This is a genomic window from Streptomyces sp. NPDC002690 (assembly GCF_053592415.1).
In genome coordinates this window covers 1-17,048 of the sequence record NZ_JBSFVR010000151.1, presented here as the reverse complement: position 1 = coordinate 17,048, position 17,048 = coordinate 1, and the positions used below count along the sequence as shown (strand labels likewise).

22 protein-coding genes are annotated in these 17,048 nt (G+C 71.4%); 5 read left to right on the top strand and 17 right to left on the bottom strand.

From position 1 onward, the window contains the following. Positions 1-192: 192 nt before the first annotated feature. Together ACWD3D_RS19775 and ACWD3D_RS19770 are read right to left on the bottom strand one after the other, a co-directional pair. Positions 193-741, bottom strand: coding sequence for a hypothetical protein (locus ACWD3D_RS19775; RefSeq protein WP_451462132.1), 549 nt, complete (start codon positions 739-741; stop codon positions 193-195). 78 nt (positions 742-819) lie between these two features. After that, positions 820-1,314, bottom strand: coding sequence for a MarR family winged helix-turn-helix transcriptional regulator (locus tag ACWD3D_RS19770; RefSeq protein WP_451462131.1), 495 nt, complete (start codon positions 1,312-1,314; stop codon positions 820-822). Between the two features lie 318 nt (positions 1,315-1,632). On the opposite strand from ACWD3D_RS19770, the gene ACWD3D_RS19765 reads away from it, so the two are divergent. Next, positions 1,633-3,207, top strand: a complete 1,575-nt coding sequence (locus ACWD3D_RS19765) for an MFS transporter (protein ID WP_451462130.1) — start codon at positions 1,633-1,635, stop codon at positions 3,205-3,207. Positions 3,208-3,229: 22 nt separating this feature from the next. Here the strand turns inward: ACWD3D_RS19765 and ACWD3D_RS19760 are convergent, their stop codons facing one another. Beyond that, positions 3,230-4,489, bottom strand: coding sequence for a GNAT family N-acetyltransferase (locus ACWD3D_RS19760; RefSeq protein WP_451462129.1), 1,260 nt, complete (start codon positions 4,487-4,489; stop codon positions 3,230-3,232). 168 nt (positions 4,490-4,657) lie between these two features. Here ACWD3D_RS19760 and ACWD3D_RS19755 point away from each other — a divergent pair, with 168 nt between their 5' ends. Together ACWD3D_RS19755 and ACWD3D_RS19750 are read left to right on the top strand one after the other, a co-directional pair. Further along, a complete protein-coding gene (locus ACWD3D_RS19755) occupies positions 4,658-5,164 on the top strand; it encodes a TetR/AcrR family transcriptional regulator (RefSeq protein ID WP_451462128.1) in 507 nt (168 codons plus the stop codon). A 1-nt stretch (position 5,165) separates the two neighbouring features. Beyond that, positions 5,166-5,531, top strand: a complete 366-nt coding sequence (locus tag ACWD3D_RS19750; protein WP_451462127.1) for a hypothetical protein — start codon at positions 5,166-5,168, stop codon at positions 5,529-5,531. A 157-nt stretch (positions 5,532-5,688) separates the two neighbouring features. Here the strand turns inward: ACWD3D_RS19750 and ACWD3D_RS19745 are convergent, their stop codons facing one another. Both ACWD3D_RS19745 and ACWD3D_RS19740 read right to left on the bottom strand, forming a co-directional pair. Further along, entirely contained in the window at positions 5,689-6,678 is a 990-nt protein-coding gene (locus tag ACWD3D_RS19745; RefSeq protein ID WP_451462126.1) for an asparaginase, read from the bottom strand. 42 nt (positions 6,679-6,720) lie between these two features. Beyond that, complete coding sequence (locus tag ACWD3D_RS19740; RefSeq protein ID WP_451462125.1) at positions 6,721-7,419, bottom strand: RsiG family protein; 699 nt, start codon at positions 7,417-7,419, stop codon at positions 6,721-6,723. A 115-nt stretch (positions 7,420-7,534) separates the two neighbouring features. Between ACWD3D_RS19740 and dtd the strand changes: the two genes are divergently transcribed. Further along, entirely contained in the window at positions 7,535-7,984 is a 450-nt protein-coding gene (gene dtd / locus ACWD3D_RS19735) for a D-aminoacyl-tRNA deacylase (protein ID WP_451462124.1), read from the top strand. Positions 7,985-8,039: 55 nt separating this feature from the next. On the opposite strand, the gene ygfZ is transcribed toward dtd, so the two are convergent. The 6 genes from ygfZ to ACWD3D_RS19705 all read right to left on the bottom strand — a co-directional run bounded on the left by ygfZ (position 8,040) and on the right by ACWD3D_RS19705 (position 13,331). Then, positions 8,040-9,005, bottom strand: coding sequence for a CAF17-like 4Fe-4S cluster assembly/insertion protein YgfZ (ygfZ, locus tag ACWD3D_RS19730; RefSeq protein ID WP_451462123.1), 966 nt, complete (start codon positions 9,003-9,005; stop codon positions 8,040-8,042). A gap of 84 nt (positions 9,006-9,089) precedes the next feature. After that, the gene (locus ACWD3D_RS19725) at positions 9,090-9,536 is read right to left on the bottom strand and encodes a Fur family transcriptional regulator (protein ID WP_451462122.1); all 447 of its coding nucleotides are present in this window, start codon (positions 9,534-9,536) and stop codon (positions 9,090-9,092) included. 78 nt (positions 9,537-9,614) lie between these two features. Continuing rightward, positions 9,615-10,187: an FABP family protein gene (locus ACWD3D_RS19720; protein ID WP_451462121.1), complete on the bottom strand. Its 573-nt coding sequence runs from the start codon at positions 10,185-10,187 to the stop codon at positions 9,615-9,617. A 314-nt stretch (positions 10,188-10,501) separates the two neighbouring features. After that, positions 10,502-11,533, bottom strand: coding sequence for a hypothetical protein (locus ACWD3D_RS19715; RefSeq protein ID WP_451462120.1), 1,032 nt, complete (start codon positions 11,531-11,533; stop codon positions 10,502-10,504). After that, positions 11,530-12,276 (bottom strand): hypothetical protein, encoded by a 747-nt coding sequence (locus ACWD3D_RS19710; RefSeq protein ID WP_451462119.1) that lies wholly within the window; start codon positions 12,274-12,276, stop codon positions 11,530-11,532. The genes ACWD3D_RS19715 and ACWD3D_RS19710 overlap by 4 nt, the downstream gene beginning before the upstream one ends. A gap of 161 nt (positions 12,277-12,437) precedes the next feature. After that, positions 12,438-13,331, bottom strand: a complete 894-nt coding sequence (locus tag ACWD3D_RS19705; protein WP_451462118.1) for a hypothetical protein — start codon at positions 13,329-13,331, stop codon at positions 12,438-12,440. Between the two features lie 184 nt (positions 13,332-13,515). Between ACWD3D_RS19705 and ACWD3D_RS19700 the strand changes: the two genes are divergently transcribed. Continuing rightward, complete coding sequence (locus ACWD3D_RS19700) at positions 13,516-13,878, top strand: DsrE family protein (protein ID WP_327176566.1); 363 nt, start codon at positions 13,516-13,518, stop codon at positions 13,876-13,878. A 24-nt stretch (positions 13,879-13,902) separates the two neighbouring features. On the opposite strand, the gene ACWD3D_RS19695 is transcribed toward ACWD3D_RS19700, so the two are convergent. From ACWD3D_RS19695 to ACWD3D_RS19670, 6 genes are all read right to left on the bottom strand, one after another. Next, positions 13,903-14,175 (bottom strand): DUF3099 domain-containing protein, encoded by a 273-nt coding sequence (locus ACWD3D_RS19695; RefSeq protein ID WP_451462117.1) that lies wholly within the window; start codon positions 14,173-14,175, stop codon positions 13,903-13,905. A 148-nt stretch (positions 14,176-14,323) separates the two neighbouring features. After that, positions 14,324-14,611, bottom strand: a complete 288-nt coding sequence (locus ACWD3D_RS19690) for a DUF1416 domain-containing protein (RefSeq protein WP_030925040.1) — start codon at positions 14,609-14,611, stop codon at positions 14,324-14,326. A gap of 34 nt (positions 14,612-14,645) precedes the next feature. Continuing rightward, positions 14,646-15,485 (bottom strand): sulfurtransferase, encoded by an 840-nt coding sequence (locus tag ACWD3D_RS19685; RefSeq protein WP_328720844.1) that lies wholly within the window; start codon positions 15,483-15,485, stop codon positions 14,646-14,648. A 163-nt stretch (positions 15,486-15,648) separates the two neighbouring features. Next, positions 15,649-15,729, bottom strand: a complete 81-nt coding sequence (locus ACWD3D_RS19680; RefSeq protein WP_350310325.1) for a putative leader peptide — start codon at positions 15,727-15,729, stop codon at positions 15,649-15,651. Between the two features lie 200 nt (positions 15,730-15,929). Next, positions 15,930-16,619 (bottom strand): LmeA family phospholipid-binding protein, encoded by a 690-nt coding sequence (locus tag ACWD3D_RS19675; protein ID WP_451462116.1) that lies wholly within the window; start codon positions 16,617-16,619, stop codon positions 15,930-15,932. A gap of 134 nt (positions 16,620-16,753) precedes the next feature. Then, on the bottom strand, positions 16,754-16,990 hold the full coding sequence (locus tag ACWD3D_RS19670; RefSeq protein ID WP_451462133.1) for a hypothetical protein: 237 nt from the start codon (positions 16,988-16,990) through the stop codon (positions 16,754-16,756). Positions 16,991-17,048: the final 58 nt, after the last annotated feature.

Below are 17,048 nucleotides of genomic sequence, written 5' to 3'. Positions count from 1 at the left end.
CGCGACGACGTGCGCCCCGTGCGGCGGAAGTGGCGATTCTGCGGTACACCGGGGGCCTTGCCGCAAGCCCCCCGGTGCGCTATATCTTGAGAGTGGCAGGGAGAGTCTCTTCTTCCTGCCTTCGCTGTTTCCGCAGGCAGGAAGCCACGCACCCGGTACGCACACCGGCCGGACGGCAGGGCGGACCGGCCCTCACCCGGCGGCGCCATCGCCGCCACCGACCCCGCGCACCCACTCCGCCAGCGTCGCGAAGTCCGCTTCCGTCAGGCCGAGTCGGGGATCGACGCGGTGCAGCAGCCGGAGCCCCTCGCAGTGACCGGCCACCCAGCGCCGGTCGACGTCGGTGATCTCGTCGTCCACCCAGATGAAGGGCCGCCCGGCCGCGACTTCCACGAGCGTGCGGGTCTTCCAGTGGAGGCCGCCCCGCTCGTCCGCGCCGACCACGTCCTCGGGCCAGTCCACGACGGGCAGCCGGGGCAGCCCGAGCCAGGGCGCGACGACGAGGTTCGCGTCCGCCATCCAGGTCGTCGCCCACACCAACTCGCAGCCCAGCGAGAGGAGTCGGGGCCCGTACGCGGGATTGATCCTGGCCAGCAGCGGGTTCCCGGCATCCTCAGGCCGCCCGGAGCGGGAGCAGTACGCCGGATACCCGCCGGGCAGCTCCCGCGGCGTCGCCCCGAAGGGGATGAGGGGGCCGTCGACGTCGAGGAAGAGCAGGGGGCGGAGCTCCGGAGCGATCACGCCCGCACGATAACCGCCCGGGCCCCGCAGATGCGCGAAGGCCGCAACCCTCCGGGCACCGCGATCGATTCCGAGGGGCTACACAGCCTGACGGGCGCGGCGGGCCGGGCGGGGGCTGTCGACCGGCTCGGCCAGGACCCCCTGGGCCAGCTGCTCCAGGGCCCGGACGAAGAGCGCCCGGTCGTTCTCGGCCAGCCCCTCCAGCGCCTCCGCGTGCACCCGGTCGACGATCCGCCGGCTCCGGACGGCCAGCTCGGCGCCCTTGTCCGTCACGGAGATGATCCGTGCCCGCCGGTCCAGCCGGGACGGACGCCGCTCCGCGAGACCAGCGCTCTCCAGGGCGTCGACGGTCACCACCATGGTGGTCTTGTCCATGTCGCCGATCTCCGCCAACTGCGCCTGGGTCCGCTCCTCCTCCAGGGCGTGCTCCAGGACGCAGTGCATGCGAGGGGTGAGACCCACCTCGTCGAGGGCCGCCGCCATCCGGGTCCGCAGGACGTGACTCGTGTGGTTGAGCAGGTACGAGAGGTCGAAGCCGGTGGGGGCGCTGGAGGCGGACGGCGTTGAGGTCATGCCTTCCAGGCTAACAACTCGATCCGTGGCGGATGGTCCGATAGCGGACGTTCTCCACCCGCCCGCCAACGCCCCGGCGGCGAGCGCCACGAGCCCGCACCCCGCCCCGCAGCCCAACTTCACCCCACCTCACCCCACCCCACCTCACCCCGGCGGCACCACCTCACAGGAGAACTCCCGAAACAAATAGTCTGCAACAAAACCTTCTGCTACGGTCAATCCAGCCCGGCCGCCGAGGCGCGTCCGGCCGCACCCGCCCACGCCGAACCCACCAACCCCATACCGCTTCCCACCGCTTCCCACCGCAGGAGCACACCCATGTCCGCCACAGTCCGTGCCGATTCCGGCGCCGCGCCCGTCGCGGCGGCAGCCACCACGCCCCTCGCACCGCCGCCCCTCTCCCCCCGACAGAAGTGGCTCGCGCTCGGCGTGATCGCTTCGGGGCTACTGATGATCATTCTTGACGGGTCGATCGTCACCGTGGCGATGCCCGTGATCCAGCGCGACCTCGGGTTCACCCCCGTCGGGCTCAGCTGGGTCGTCAACGCCTACCTGATCGCGTTCGGCAGTCTGCTGCTGCTCGCCGGCCGGCTCGGGGACCTCATCGGGCGCAAGCGGATGTTCGTCACCGGCACCGCCGTCTTCACCGCCGCCTCGCTCCTCGCGGGCGTGTCGACCTCACCCGGGGCGCTCATCGCCGCGCGGGCCCTCCAGGGGGTCGGCAGCGCGACGGCGTCCGCGGTCGGGCTCGGCATCCTGGTCACCCTCTTCGCCGAACCGCGCGAACGGGCCCGTGCCATCGGCGTGTTCTCGTTCACCTCGGCGGTCGGCGCCTCGCTCGGCCAGGTGCTCGGCGGGGTACTCACCGACGCGCTCGACTGGCACTGGATCTTCTTCATCAATCTGCCGATCGGCGCCGCCGCCCTCTTCTTCGCCGTCCGGGTACTGCCCGGCGACCGGGGGCCCGGGCTCGCGTCCGGGGCCGATGTCACCGGTGCTCTTCTCGTCACCGCCGCCCTGGTGGTGGGCATCTACTCCGTCGTCCAGGCCGAGCGGTACGGCTGGCTGTCCGGGCACACCCTCGGCCTGGGCGCCCTCGCACTCGCCCTGCTCGCCGCCTTCGTCGTACGCCAGGCCACCTCACGCACGCCGCTGATCCCGCCCCGCCTGCTGCGCTCGCGCGCCACGGTCGGCGGCAACCTGATCCAGATGCTCATCATGGCCGCGATGTTCACCTTCCAGATCCTCGTCGCCCTGTACCTGCAGAGGATCCTCGGTTACGAGGCGCTGGGCACCGGTCTCGCCCTGCTGCCGGCCGCCCTCGTCATCGGTGGAGTGTCGCTGCTCGTCTCGGCACGCCTGAACGCCCGGTTCGGCGAACGGGCCGTACTACTGGCCGGAATCGCCCTGATGGCCGCCCAGATGGCGTTGCTCGCACGCCTGCCGGACCACGCCGACTACGCCACCGACCTGCTGCCGTCCATGCTGCTGACGGCCGGTTTCGGCCTGGCGCTCCCCGCCCTGACCACCCTGGGCATGTCCGGGGCCGCCGACGAAGACGCCGGCCTCGCCTCCGGCCTCTTCAACACCACCCAGCAGGTCGGCATGGCCCTCGGCGTGGCCGTTCTCTCCACCCTGGCGGCAGGACGCACCGGCGGACTGCTCGCCGCCGGGAGCGGCTCGGCCCACGCGCTGACGGACGGATACCGCCTCGCCTTCACGGTCGGCGCGGGCCTGCTCGTCACCGCCTTCGCCGCCACCCTGTTCCTGCTCCCCGGCCGCTCGACCGCACCCGTCACCGAAGTCGCCGAAGCCTCCGAAGCTGCCGAACCGGCTGAAACAGCCGAAGCCACCGAGACGACCGAGCCCGCCGAAACCCCCGCGACCGGGTGAGCCCCCGCACCACCCGCTCGGCTCAGAACACGTCCGGGCACCACGGTCGGCGGGCGGTGCGGAAGGCGCCGTCCGCCAGCGCCGCGGCGCCCGGACGGTTCTCGTCGATCCGGCCCAGGGCGACCAACCGCTGCACCGACTCGTCGCCGAGCTGGACCGCGGACAAGTCCCGTACGTCCAGGGTCAGATCGGCACCCCGAGTGGTGTCGGGCACGCACACCGCGCCGTGCGGGGAGGCGTCCAGCCGGAAGACGCCGCCCGCGAGGCCGGCGTCGTCGCGGACGTCGAGGACGAGCGTGGCCTCCTGCGCGTAGGTACGGGCCGCGAGCAGGCGCGGGGTGTCGAGCACCCGCGTCCACAGCCAGTCCGCGTGCGTGACCACCCGGGCCGCGCGCGGGTCGGGCAACAGCAGCGGAAGCAGGTCGTCCGGGGCGCGGTAACCGGAGCGGACCTTGGTGACCCAGTCGATGGAGCACACGAAAAGCCAGAGGGCCCGCTCGGCGGCCGGGGTCGCGGCGACCAGCTGGCTCACGATCACGCTGTCGCACGGCTGCTTGCCGTCGCTCCAGTCGTCCTTGGTGCGGTACGTGACCAGGCCCTCGGGCTCGCCGGAGGCGGAGCGGTACAAGGCGTAGAAGGGCTCGGTCCACTTGTCCAGCGCCTGCACGCCGACACCGGTGTGCCGACTCCACCACGAGGCCGTGCGATCGACCACACCGTGCTGCCGGGCGGCCAGCCGGGCATGGATCTCCGGGCCCAGCTTCCGCACGTCCTCGGCATCCACGAATTCGACCCGGCCACCGTCCGGTACGCCACCGGCGAGCGGGGCGCCGCGGTCCAGGCCCGAGCGGAGGAGATCCACCTCCCACTCGACGAGCGAGGTGGCCGGGCCGAAGCCGAAGCGCCCGTAGATCGGGTACTCGGCCGCGATCAGGGTGGCGGCGACGTCGCCGCGCTCCTTCGCCTCAGCAAGGTCGGCGGCCATCATCCGGCTGAGCAGGCCCCGCCTGCGGTGCGTCGGCGCGACCGTCACCCCGCTGATCGCGTCCACCGCGACCCGCGCCCCGCCGGGCACCGTCAGCTCCTGGGCGAACGAACGGAAGGTGGCCACGCACAGCCCACCGTCGAAGGCGCCCCGCACCCGGGACAGGTCGGTACGCGCCAGCCGCGCCGCGGCCTCCTCCTGCAGGCCCTCCGCCGACGCCTTCAGGAACCCGCGTCGGACGGCGAGCAGCCATGCGGGAAATTCGGTCGCGGTGATCACACGTATGTCCAGGCCCATACCGCCACGCTAGGTCGCCCGCTGCACCGTGTCGCCCGCTTTTTCCCTGCCACCGGCGCCGCATCCGCACCAGCACGGAGTCCCGTACGGGGCCCCGCCTGCCGGACCACCCGAGTTTGAGAACGCTCGTTCTTGACCGATCGTTCCTTTACTTCTACGCTCCTGGCCATGGGACGACCCCGCGCCTTCGACACCGACCACGCCGTCCGTACGGCGGCAGCCCTCTTCGCCGCCCACGGTTTCGAGGGCACCTCGGTAGACGACCTGGTCATGGCCACCGGCATCCACCGAGGCAGCCTCTACAAGACGTTCGGTTCCAAGCGGAGCCTGCATCTGACCGTGCTGCGCACCCACCTCGACCACGAGATCCGCCCGGCCACCGCCGCCCTCGCCACCGTCACGGACCCGGCGCGGGCGCTGTCGACGGCGATCGCCTCGTTCGACAACGGCCCGGCCGCCGGACTCCTGCTCTTCGCCGCCGCCGAACGCGCCCCGCACGACCCCGAGGTCGCGGCCCTGGTCGCCGAAGGCATCACCGCACTGGAGGAAGCCCTGCGCCCCTCCCACGGCGCGGACGCCCCGCACACCGCCTCCACCGTCCTCGGTGCCCGGCTGCGCCTGCGCGCCCGGCCCGCCACAGCCGGCGCCCAGCCCGCCGTCCCCAGGGAGCACTGACATGGCCCGGATCTCCATCGACCGCGAACGCGGTCTGCTGATCGCCGAAATCGAGGGTCTCGACAAGCTCTGGAGCCTCAAGAGCCGCCTGGAGATCCCCCTCGCCCACGTGCGCGGCGCCACCCACGACCCCGGGGCCGCCCGTGAGCCGAAGGGCATCCGGGTCGGCGGCACCTACCTCCCCGGTGTCATCACCGCCGGCCGGTTCCGTCGCCACGGCGAACGCCTCTTCTGGGACGTGAAGAACCCGGAGAAGGCGGTCGTCGTCGAACTCGCCGACGCCGAGACCTACGACCGCCTGGTCCTCGAGGTGGCGGACCCCCGGGCCACCGTGGCACTCATCGAGCAGTCCGTCACCCGCGACTGAACAAAGCGGACCTGGGCGGACCGAGGCCGACCAAGACGGACCGAGGCCGACCGAGACGGACCGAGACGGACCGAGACGGACCGCGTCGGACCGGGGCGGACCGGGGAGCCGCGCGGGGAATCGTTTCCTCAGCCGCGCCCCAACCGCCCCGCGCCCGTCAGAACGCCGCCCGCACCTCGCCGACCTCGGCCGCGCCGCCCATCAGCGGCGCCCGGCCGACGCGGGCCACGACCGGGGCGTCCACCCCGAGGAGTCCCAAGGCGCGGGCCAGTACCGGGCCGAGCGCCCGGGTGGAGCCGTCCTCGATCTTGAAAGCCAGCGCGCGGCCGTCCGGGAGGGCCAGCGCCTGCACGGCCTCGGCACCCATCTTCGAGAGGGTCCCCGGCAGTTCCCGCATCAGCCAGGTGTCCGGCCGCCGGGTGCCCGCCACGTACTCCGGGTGGGCGCGCATCGCGTCCGCGACCCGCCGCTCCGCCGTACCGGGCTCCGCCAGGACGAAGGAGCGGAACGCCCGCGCCAGCCCGGTCAGCCCGATCGCCATCAGCGGCGCGCCGCAGCCGTCCGTACCGACCGAGGCGACCGGCTCGCCCGCCGCCTCCTCGATCACCCGGTGCACCAGGCGCTGGAGCGGGTGGGCCGGGTCGAGGTAGGTAGCGGTGTCCCAGCCGTTGAGCACGCAGACGGCGAGCATCGCCGCGTGCTTGCCCGAACAGTTCATGGTGATCCGCTCCCGGACCCGCCCGGACGCGAGGTACGCCTCCGCCTCCACCGGGTCCAGCGGCAGATCGGGCGGGGTCTGCAAGTCGGCCGGGCTCAGCCCGTGTTCGGCCAGCATCGTGGCGACGAGCGCGAGGTGGAAGTCCTCCCCGGAGTGGCTCGCGGCGGCCAGCGCCAGCCGCTCGCCGGACAGGTCGAGACCGGCCCGCAGGATCGCCGCCGCCTGCATCGGCTTGTTGGACGAGCGGGGGAAGACGGGCGCCGCCGGATCGCCGAGCGCGTACTCCACGCTCCCGTCGGCCGCCAGCAGCACCAGCGAGCCCCGGTGGCGGCCCTCCAGGAACCCGGACCGCACGACCTCCGCGAGAACCGGGCCGACGGCCGGCGTATCGGGGCCGGAGGAAGAGGCGAGGGCATCATTGCTGGTCATGAGGGCCTTCCGGGAGCTGGACCCGCTCCCGGAAGGATCACCTCAGGCGAGCAGATCGTCTACTTGTGCTTCTCCGTCACGGTACCTGCGGGCGATCTCCGCGCCGCATTCGTCCGCCGTGCGCTGGAGCTGGTGACGGCGGCGCGAGACCTGCTTCTCGCAGCCGACGAGCCTGCCCATCGCGGCGTGCAGCTCTTCGTCCGTACGGGCTTCGAGGTCGGACAGCGCCACCTCGGCGAACGTCTCCGCGGCCAGCCTGGCGTACTCGTCGCCGCGCGGCGTGCGGAGCGTGACGTGCCGGGCGGAGGTGCGGAGCAGCGACGGGGCGTCCGCGAGGATCTCCGGGAGCCGGTCCACCACCGGGGACTCCGGGGCCTGCCTGCGCGCCAGCTCCGCCCGCAGGATGTCGATGCGTCCCTGGACCAGGCGGCGTACGTAGCTGAGGTCGGCCTCGTCCCGCTGGGCGTCCCGGCGCATCGTCCGCAGCGCCGGGAGCCGGAGCCCGCCGAACCCGGCCTGCGGGCGGACCGCTCCGAGCCCCTCGGAACCCGCCTGTGCGGCGCCCTGTTCGGGTACGGAACCGGCCGAAGCGGCGGGAAGCGCCGTCCGTCCCGGAGCGACGGCGGCCCCTGCCCCGGGACCACCCTCCGGTCCCGGTACGCTCCGCTGCACGGGCGGCCGCATGGCGGTGGGCTTCGTCGGTACGGCACCGGGAGATTGTCCCGTTCCATAGGTACTCATACTGTTCCGTCCCCTCGGCCGGTGCGTCGGCACACCGACATCGTGCATCGTGCCACTCCGCCCGGGGCCGACGCCGGGGTTCTGTACCCGTTCAGCCCAAGATAGGTTGGTCTGTATGCGTGCAGTGGTACAGAGAGTGGATGGCGCCAGCGTCTCCGTGTCCGAGGGCACCGAAGCCGCCCCGGAGACCGGAATCGTCGGCGAGATCATGGGCGAGGGCCTGTGCGTACTGGTCGGAGTGACCCACGACGACACCCCGGAGAAGGCGGCTCAGCTCGCCCGGAAGCTCTGGTCGGTGCGCATCCTGGAGGGCGAGAAGTCCGCTTCCGACGTGAACGCACCGCTTCTGGTCATCTCGCAGTTCACCCTCTACGGGGACGCCCGGAAGGGGCGCCGCCCCACCTGGAACGCCGCCGCGCCCGGCGAGGTCGCCGAACCGCTGGTGGACGAGGTCGTGGCGCAGCTGCGCGCGCTCGGGGCGCGGGTGGAGACGGGCCGGTTCGGGGCGGACATGCGGGTCACGCTCACCAACCACGGCCCGTTCACCGTGCTCATCGAGGTCTGAGCAGTCTCGGAAGCCCTAGCAGCCTCGGGGCCGCCGGACGGCGGCCCCCGGAGCCCTACGGCTCGACGATCGTCTCCTGGGCGGCGGCGGTGTCCCCGGCGAGCAGTTCCGCGTCGACGGCGACGTTCCGCTTGACCAGCGCGAGGGCGATCGGGCCGAGTTCGTGGTGGCGCGCCGACGTGGTGATGAAGCCGAGCTGGCGGCCTTCGGCGCCGTCCGAGGCGAGGCGGACCGGCGTGCCGTGGCCGGGCAGGTGCACCTCGCTGCCGTCCAGGTGGAGGAAGACGAGCCTGCGCGGCGGCTTCCCCAGGTTGTGGACGCGCGCGACGGTCTCCTGACCCCGGTAGCAGCCCTTCTGGAGGTGGACCGCCGTACCGATCCAGCCCAGCTCGTGCGGGATGGTCCGGTGATCGGTCTCGAAGCCCAGGCGCGGGCGGTGCGCCTCCACGCGCAGTGCCTCGTACGCCAGGATGCCCGCGGCCGGACCGGCCCCGGTGGTGTACGCCTCCAGGTCGGCGCGGGGCAGGAACACGTCCCGGCCGTGCGGCTCCTCGCGTACGGCGAGGCCTTCGGGCACCTCGGTGATGGAGCCGGCCGGGAGGTGCACGACGGCGAAGTCCTCGGTGCGGTCGGCGACCTCCACCCGGTAGAAGAACTTCATCGACTCCAGGTACGCCACCAGCTCCGCGAGCGTCCCCGGCTCGACGTGCGCCCACGTCGTGGTGCCGTCGTCCACGAGGTAGAGGGCGTGCTCGATGTGGCCGTTGGCGGAGAGGATCAGCGCCTCGGTGGCCCGGTTCGGCGCGAGGTCCGTGACGTGCTGGGTGAGCAGCAGGTGGAGCCAGCTCAGGCGGTCGTCACCCGTGACGGTGACGACACCCCGGTGCGACAGGTCGACGAACCCGTCGCCGCCGGCGAGGGCGCGTTGCTCGCGGAACAGGTCGCCGTAGTGCGCGGCGACACCTTCGTCGCGGCCTTCGGCGGGGACGGCGCCGGGCAGGGACAGCAAGGGGCTCTTCATGCGACCAGCGTACGGCGCGCGCCCTGCGGCCGTGGGGCCGGGCGGGGACGGGCGAGGACGGGCGGGGACGGGCGGGGACGGGCGCTAACGCCGCTCGGTGTCCTCGGGCTCCGCGCCGGCGGCGCAGGCGCGGCACCGGCCGAAGATCGCGAAGTGCTTCAGATCGGTCTCGAAGCCGAACGACTCGCGCAGCTTGGCCGTGAACTCGGCCGCCACCTCGGTGTCCGCCTCGATGACGTCCGAGCAGTCCCGGCAGACCAGATGGATGTGGTGGTGGCGGTCGGCCAGGTGGTAGGTGGGGGCGCCGTGGCCGAGGTGGGCGTGGCTCACCAGCCCGAGCTCCTCCAGGAGCTCCAGGGTCCGGTAGACCGTGGAGATGTTCACCCCGGACGCCGTCCGGCGCACCTCGCAGAGGATGTCGTCGGGCGTCGCGTGCTCCAGCGCGTCGACCGCCTCCAGCACGAGCTGGCGCTGCGGCGTGAGCCGGTACCCGCGCTGCCGGAGGTCGGTCTTCCAGTCGGTGCTCACCACAGGGCCAGTGTACGGCGCCTGCGGACACCGGCCCCTGCTTCGCGCCCGCCCCCTCGGCGAAGAAGGCGGTGCCGTCGGTTACTTGAAGAAGGCGATGCCGTCGTCCGGGAGGTCGCCGAGGCTCTTCGCCATCTCCTGGACCTCTTCGGCCGTGACGACCTTCTTGAGGTGCGCCGACATGTAGGGGCGCAGCTCGACGTCGGGGGTGGCCTTCTCCCCGACCCACATGAGGTCGCTGTTCACGTAGCCGTAGAGGCGCTTGCCACCGCTGTACGGGCCGGAGGCCGCGGTGCGGGCGACCGCGTCGGTGACGACGTCGATCTGCGGCTTCTTCTCGGCCAGATCGCCGTACCAGACCTCGACCACGCCCTGGTCACGGACCATGACGATCTCGACCTTGCGGTCCTTGTCGATGCGCCAGTAGCCGGACTCGGATTCCAGCGGCCGGACCTTGTTGCCCTCGCCGTCGAGCACCCAGGAGTGCGAGACGTATTCGAGGAAGTCACGGCCGTCGTGGCTGAAGGAGACTTCCTGGCCGAAGTTGCACTTCTCGTCGCCGGGGAAGTCGGCGACGCCCGCGCCGGCCCAGTTGCCCAGCAGGAATGCCAGCGGAACGAGGTCCCGGTGAAGGTCGGACGGAATCGAGATCATGAGCAGCTCAGGCGATCTGTGAGGGAGGGGCGGAGGTGGACGAGGGTCAGCGCTGGCCCTGATAGAGCTTCTTCACGGTCACTGCCGCGAAAGCGAGGACGCCGACGCAGACCAGGACCAGCAGGGTGGAGAAGAAGACCTCAAGCACGACAAGCTCCTCGTGACGAGCGATTGGCGACGACGGCGCCCATACAGGGCCGGGCCCCAGCCTAGTCGGTGGGGGCCCGGCTCTCTCGTTCAGGTCCGCGCGGTGCCCGGCGGTACGACACCGGACCGGGCCCGGCCGCGACCGGCCGGACACCGCCCGGCCGCCCTCAGCCCAGCAGCTGGTCCTGGAGGATCACCGTCTGCTGGAACGGCACCTTCGCCGCTTCCTCGCCGCCGCCCCGGGACTGCACGACCATCGCGAGGACGTCCCCGGCCTGGGCGTACGCGACCCGGACGTGCTCCTTCTCGTACGGCTTCGTCTCCACGAAGGAGTTCACCCGGATCGTCCTCGGGAAGATGTCGTCCGGCCACTCGCCGTCCATCTCCAGCCCGGTGACGCCGACGGTGAGCGGCTCGTCCGGCGCGGTCAGCTCGTCGCTCAGTCCGGTGGCGAAGGCCACCGAGTTGAACTGGAGGAGGTAGATCCGGGACGAGGTGCCGTCCGGCATGGTCCAGCCGCGCGCCGTGATGTGACGCAGCGCGGAATCGGCGATCACCTGCCCGAGGTGGGCACGGCCGTCCTCGGCGAATTCCGAGAGGAACTGCGAGGTGGGGACCCACCCGCCGGGCAGCTTCTTGTCCGGCACCGCTCCGGCCGGCGCGGGGAGCAGCAGGTCCCGTACGTCGACGTAGTGGATCTCCGCGTCGTTGGAGAAGTCGAACGGGTGGGACTTCCCCGGGGGCAGGGCCGGCAGCGACAGCGCGGGGTAGTCCCAGCGCCCGTCGCTCTCGGTGGAGAGGCCGGGCACGTCGGTCCGCTCCATCGAGGCGATCCCGTAGGCGGTGCCGGTGGAGGCGGCTCCGAACACGAGTACGGCGGCGGTCCAGCGCGCGACGGCCCGCAGCACACGCCGGGGCTTACGGGGCCGTACCGGGGGCTCCTGCCCCTGGAACTCCTGGCCGGGGAACTCCGCGCCGGGTGAGTCCGGGCCGCCGGGAGCGGCGGGCGGCACGGTCGGCGCGTGGGTGGGCATCGGCGGGAGCCCCGGGTTCTCCACCGCCGGTACGGGCGCGGGGACGGGCACCTCGGACGCGGGCGCCGGCGCGGTCGCCTCGGACGCGGGCGCCAGCGCGGTCGCCTCGGAGGCGGGCGCGGGCGCCTCGGCCTGCGGGGCGGGGGGCGTGGTCTGCTCGGTCATACGTATTCCCCCGGAGACTTGATGTGGTCGAGCTGGTCCTTCACCAGCTCCGCGATGTCGGACATGCTCAGCGGGTCCGGCCCCTCGGCGGTGACGTCGATGTAGTACTCCCCGTCGTAGGCCATGCAGGTGACGCCGTCGAGGCCGTTCTCCTCGTCCTTGGGGTAGCGGAAGCAGCGGGCGTTCTTGTAGCCCTTGATCTTCGGACCCTCACGGAAGATCTTCACCGCGTCCGCGAGACTCGTCTGGGCCAGCCAGCTGTCGTGGACGGCCTTCGTGTCCTTCATCTTCATGACCTCGACGGTGGCCACCACGTCGTTGGCCTTCCCGATGTAGGAACGCTGGGCCACCCCCTCGACCCGCATCCGGTCCACGTACTTCTCGAACTCGCGTCGCGCCTTGCCCGACAGGCCGCGCGCCGACTGCTTGATCGTCGCCGTCGACTCCTTGGCGCTGATGACGTTGTCGTTGCCCCGCGCGCCGAGGTCCATCCCGAGCCGCCAGTCGGAGTCCGCGGGCAGCAGCAGCTTGCTGAGCTCGTTGTCGGACCGGCCGGCCGCCGCGCCGGCGGCCGGGTCCTTCGTGTTGCCGGGGGACGATCCCTGCAGGTTCTCCTGGCTCCACAGCGTGGTGGGAGCGGTTCGGTCCGCCGTGGCGACGGTGTTCTGGGTGTACGCGGCGGCACCGCCGATCACAGCGAGGACGACCACGGCCGGCACCGCGTACCGGGCCACCTTCCGCACCCGGCCCGTCCGCGCCGGAGTTCCCTGAACCGTTTCCTCGGCCGCTTCCTCGACCGATTCCGGACCCGTCTCCCGAATCGTCGCCGGAACGGCTCCAGGGCTCGCTTCCGAAGGCGTCTCCGAAGGCGCTTCCGACGTCACGGCGCCGTTCTTCTCGTCGTTCACAGCCGCTCCAACTGGCGCTCCGCCAGAGTCCGGATGGTCTTCTTGCCGATCGGCTCGGTATCGAAGATCACGATGTCCATCACGATGTCCCCGCGCACGGCGATGGCCCTGGCCTGGTACTGCGGCATGTATCCGGCCTCGCGCTCGACCGGGTAGATGAAGTAGCGGCCGTCGAGGCTGCCCTTGATCGGGTCGCCTTCGTTGCCGGCCCCGTCCTCCTCGTACGGCAGGTAGTTCATCTGACCGTCGAAGTGGTCCCTGGCCGCCAGAAAGCTGTCGGAGCGGTACTGCACGAGATCGATCTTCGTCTCGCGGTCGCCCTGCAGCCAGGACTGCCGCGCGATCCGCCGGACGTCCCCCCCGGCCAGATCGCTGAACATCCATTCGGGGCTCTCGTACCAGGCGGACCAGTCGGACAGGCTGGTCCAGCCACTGCCGAAGTAGTCGTCCTTCTTGGCGCCCTTGGGCACGCTCACCAGCAGCTTCGTCAGGTCGCCGTCGGTCTTCACCTGGCGGTCCTCGGAGACCGGCAGCGGGTCGGGGATCTTGTCGGCGGCGAGCGGCTTCGCCGGGTAGGCGAGCTCTTCCTGCGCGAGTGCCGCCAGCGGCGTCGGCTCGCGGTCGGCCTGTACGCCGTACCCCACGGCCCCGCCGACGACCACGCCGAGCACCGCGGCGGCCAGCACGATCAGCGAGGTACGTCCGCGCGGACGGCGGCGGGCGACGGACGGGACGGTCTCGGCGGTGTCCGGCGCGGGTGCGGCGGTGCCGGTGTCCGGCGCGCTCTCGGTGTCCGGCGCGGGTGCGGCCGGGGAGTCCGGAGCCGCAGCGGCCGGAACGGGCGCGGACACCACGTCGGCGGGCGGCTCGGGAGTCTCGGCCGGAGTCACGTTCTCACCAGTTTCCGCGGCGGGCGGCGCGTCCGACGATTCGACTATGTCGCCGGAAATGGTGTCTTTCGGTTCCAAAGGGTCCCCCCATAAGAGACCTGAAGCGCGGGTTCCATTACCTGCGCACACAACTGACCCACAGGTCGCAGAAGAGGTTGCACGGCGGACGGTTACAGTTCGGCATATGCCGAAGAAGCTCGTGATCAAGGTGACCGCAGGGGCCGACTCCGCCGAGCGGTGCTCGCAGGCGTTCACGGTGGCGGCGGTCGCCGTCGCCAGCGGGGTGGAGGTGTCCCTCTGGCTGACCGGGGAGTCCGCCTGGTTCGCCCTGCCCGGACGTGCCGCGGACTTCGAACTCCCGCACGCCGCACCGCTGCCCGACCTCATCGAGTCGATCATGGCGGGCGGCCGGATCACCCTCTGCACCCAGTGCGCCGCGCGACGGGACATCACGGAGCGGGACGTCCTGGAGGGCGTGCGCATCGCGGGGGCGCAGGTCTTCGTCCAGGAGGCGATGGCGGACGGCACCCAGGCACTGGTCTACTGACGAACCGTCATTCACTGTGTGGGTTCAACGGTCGTGGCGGCGGCGCTTCCTGTCGTCCAGCTCGTCCCACCACTCGTCGGACTTCGGGTCCCCGGACGGGTGCTCGTCCCACCAACGGTCGTCGGGTCCCCGGCGGTTGGCGATCATCGCCGCGATCGGCGGTATGACCATGGCGACCACGCACATCCCCACGGCGACCGGCACCGACCAGAGGCGCACGACGGCCCAGGCGGACACGAAGAGGACGACGCATCCGCCCATCAGCAGGAAATAACCGCGCCGGCGCCGGGCGTACATGCTTCCAGCGTACGGGCAGCACGAAGGGCCGCACCCCTTCTGTCACAGGTGGCGTCCAACCCCCCGGGGTGCGGCCCTTTGGCCCTGCCTCACCGGTGCGGCACCCGGCTCGCGCCGGGGGGCCACACCGATCAGCGGCTCATGTCGTTCAGACGGCGATGGCCACCTCGGAGAGGCCACCGGTCTGCGCGACGACGGTGCGGTCGGCGCTGCCGCCCGGAACCAGCGCGCGGACCGTCCAGGTCCCCTCGGCCGCGTAGAAACGGAACTGCCCGGTCGCCGAGGTCGGGACCTCGGCGGTGAACTCGCCGGTCGAGTCCAGCAGACGGACGTAACCGGTGACGGGCTCGCCGTCGCGGGTCACGCTGCCCTGGATCGTCGTCTCACCGGGCTTGATGGTCGAAGCGTCGGGGCCGCCGGCCTTTGCTCCACACATGGTGTTCAGTCCTTCTGGTCGGGGGGCCTGCGAATTACTTGTTGGCGCCGAGCTCGATCGGCACGCCCACGAGGGAGCCGTACTCGGTCCACGATCCGTCGTAGTTCTTGACGTTCTCCTGGCCGAGCAGCTCGTGCAGGACGAACCAGGTCAGCGCGGAGCGCTCACCGATGCGGCAGTAGGCGATGGTGTCCTTCGCCAGGTCGACCTGCTCGTCCTCGTAGAGGGCCTTGAGCTCGTCGTCCGACTTGAAGGTGCCGTCGTCGTTGGCGTTCTTCGACCACGGGATGTTGCGGGCGCCGGGCACGTGGCCGGGGCGCTGCGACTGCTCCTGCGGAAGGTGCGCCGGGGCGAGCAGCTTGCCGCTGAACTCGTCGGGCGACCGCACGTCGACCAGGTTCAGGGTGCCGATGGCCGCCACGACGTCGTCGCGGTAGGCGCGGATCGACTCGTCCTGGGCCTTGGCCTTGTACTCGGTGGCCGGGCGCGACGGAACGGCGTCGGTCAGGTCGCGGGAGTCCAGCTCCCACTTCTTGCGGCCACCGTCGAGGAGCTTGACGTTCTCGTGGCCGTAGAGCTTGAAGTACCAGTACGCGTACGAGGCGAACCAGTTGTTGTTGCCGCCGTAGAGGACCACCAGCGTGTCGTTGGCGATGCCCTTCTCCGACAGGAGCTTCTCGAAGCCGGCCTGGTCGACGAAGTCACGACGGACCGGGTCCTGGAGGTCCTTCGTCCAGTCGATCCGGATGGCGTTCTTGATGTGGTTCTTCTCGTACGCCGAGGTGTCCTCGTCGACCTCGACGATGGCGACCTGCGCGTCATCGATGTGGGCCTCGACCCAGTCTGCGTCTACCAGTACGTCGCTGCGGCTCATGCTGTTCTCCTCCGGGGCAGTCTGCGGCGGTGTCGTGCGGAGTGAAGAGTGCTGCGGGCACACGCGGACGCCGGGCGTGGGCGTGCACCGGGGGCACGGACCGGCCCCGACGGTTCAACGGTCGAGGGGCCGGAGGGAAGCGGGACGGGATGAAACGTCCTGCTCAGAAGGTGCGACAGAGCATGGCGGCGACGCGGCACAGGTCTACTGCCCGCCGCTTCGTGAGATCCGCCTGTCGTTTCATGTGTCCGATCGTAGGGAGCCGGAGCCGGGGATGTCACCGGCATGTCGGATGATGAGACGGTATCGTCCGCGATGCGAGACGCCGAAGCGGAATCCAACCTTCCCTCCCCCTCCCGGGGGGGGCCGGGCCGGCGCCGCATCTACGGTACGGACATGCGCGTCTCACCATCCGGGCGCCGGTCCCGCGCCCGCGCCCGGGCCTCAGCCCGCGAGGGCCATGTCGGAGGCCTCCACGGAGATCTCCAGCCCCTCGGGCAGCGCCTCGATCTTCTTCAGCACAACACCGTCGGGCAGTCCGCCGACGCTCCGCTCGAAGTCGGTACGGGAGCGCACCAGCCCCTCCAGACCGGGGATGCCCTCACCCGGCACCGTGTCCGCGCGGACCCGTACCGTACGCCCGTCCACCAGCGTGACCGAGGAGACGACGCTGCGGGTGAGGTCCTTGCCGAGCACCTGCACGGTGCCGGTGACCTTCACCTTGCCGTTGTCGGCGTAGGCCACGGTGACTCCGTCCTCGGCGGCGTCGGTCAGGTCCGCGTAGCTGACCAGCGCGGTGCCCTTCACCAGACCGGCCCGGGCACTGGAGTACCCCTCGCCGATGACGACCCGGTCGAGCTCGGCCCGTAGCTCGCTGATCCGGATGGTGTCGCCGTTGGCGGCGGCCTCGATGCCCTTGAGGGTGATGTCGACCCGGTCGAGCTTCCGGCCCGCGATCTGAGTCAGGAAGGGGAAGCCGTGGATCGACACGTCGGTGGAGGTCGCCGTGGCGCCCGTGAACTCGATCCGGTCCGCCGCCTCGCTCTGGGCGAAGTGGAGGGCGAGCCGGTCGGCGGCCACGAACAGGCCTCCCAGCACCACCACGACGATCAGCAGTATTCGCAGTGCGCGCATGCCTGTTCTTCTCCCACCCTCGCTGACGGAATCCGGGCTTCCCATGTGCCTGACACGGCCACGGAAAGCCCGGAGTGAGCGACGAAGCGGGATACCCGGTCGGTTCCCGGAAAGCCGGATGGACCGACCGGCCGTCAGCCGATCATCCGGCCGACGAGGTAGACGGCCGGAGCCGCGGCGGTCAGCGGCAGCGCCACACCGGCCGTCATGTGGACGAACCGGGACGGGTAGTCGTAGCTGGCCGCCCGGAGCCCGACCAGGGCGCAGACGCCCGCCGCGAGGCCGGCCAGCGCCGCAGCCGGCAGGCCGAGTCCGGCGAGACGGCCGCCCACACGTCCTGCCTCGTACCTGCCGAGCCGGAGCGTTCGCACACTGTAAAAACATATGATGACGGAGCATTCATCACATAGCCATCGTTCAGGGTGGAAA

What these genes read in the sequence shown, in the direction of transcription:
- ACWD3D_RS19770 (WP_451462131.1), bottom strand. Translation starts at nt 1,314, where the DNA reads ATGACCTCAACGCCGTCCGCCTCCAGCGCCCCCACCGGCTTCGACCTC.
- ACWD3D_RS19765 (WP_451462130.1), top strand. Translation starts at nt 1,633, where the DNA reads ATGTCCGCCACAGTCCGTGCCGATTCCGGCGCCGCGCCCGTCGCGGCG.
- ACWD3D_RS19760 (WP_451462129.1), bottom strand. Translation starts at nt 4,489, where the DNA reads ATGGGCCTGGACATACGTGTGATCACCGCGACCGAATTTCCCGCATGG.
- ACWD3D_RS19755 (WP_451462128.1), top strand. Translation starts at nt 4,658, where the DNA reads ATGGGACGACCCCGCGCCTTCGACACCGACCACGCCGTCCGTACGGCG.
- ACWD3D_RS19750 (WP_451462127.1), top strand. Translation starts at nt 5,166, where the DNA reads ATGGCCCGGATCTCCATCGACCGCGAACGCGGTCTGCTGATCGCCGAA.
- ACWD3D_RS19745 (WP_451462126.1), bottom strand. Translation starts at nt 6,678, where the DNA reads ATGACCAGCAATGATGCCCTCGCCTCTTCCTCCGGCCCCGATACGCCG.
- ACWD3D_RS19740 (WP_451462125.1), bottom strand. Translation starts at nt 7,419, where the DNA reads ATGAGTACCTATGGAACGGGACAATCTCCCGGTGCCGTACCGACGAAG.
- dtd (WP_451462124.1), top strand. Translation starts at nt 7,535, where the DNA reads ATGCGTGCAGTGGTACAGAGAGTGGATGGCGCCAGCGTCTCCGTGTCC.
- ygfZ (WP_451462123.1), bottom strand. Translation starts at nt 9,005, where the DNA reads ATGAAGAGCCCCTTGCTGTCCCTGCCCGGCGCCGTCCCCGCCGAAGGC.
- ACWD3D_RS19720 (WP_451462121.1), bottom strand. Translation starts at nt 10,187, where the DNA reads ATGATCTCGATTCCGTCCGACCTTCACCGGGACCTCGTTCCGCTGGCA.
- ACWD3D_RS19715 (WP_451462120.1), bottom strand. Translation starts at nt 11,533, where the DNA reads ATGACCGAGCAGACCACGCCCCCCGCCCCGCAGGCCGAGGCGCCCGCG.
- ACWD3D_RS19700 (WP_327176566.1), top strand. Translation starts at nt 13,516, where the DNA reads ATGCCGAAGAAGCTCGTGATCAAGGTGACCGCAGGGGCCGACTCCGCC.
- ACWD3D_RS19695 (WP_451462117.1), bottom strand. Translation starts at nt 14,175, where the DNA reads ATGTACGCCCGGCGCCGGCGCGGTTATTTCCTGCTGATGGGCGGATGC.
- ACWD3D_RS19690 (WP_030925040.1), bottom strand. Translation starts at nt 14,611, where the DNA reads ATGTGTGGAGCAAAGGCCGGCGGCCCCGACGCTTCGACCATCAAGCCC.
- ACWD3D_RS19685 (WP_328720844.1), bottom strand. Translation starts at nt 15,485, where the DNA reads ATGAGCCGCAGCGACGTACTGGTAGACGCAGACTGGGTCGAGGCCCAC.
- ACWD3D_RS19680 (WP_350310325.1), bottom strand. Translation starts at nt 15,729, where the DNA reads ATGAAACGACAGGCGGATCTCACGAAGCGGCGGGCAGTAGACCTGTGC.
- ACWD3D_RS19675 (WP_451462116.1), bottom strand. Translation starts at nt 16,619, where the DNA reads ATGCGCGCACTGCGAATACTGCTGATCGTCGTGGTGGTGCTGGGAGGC.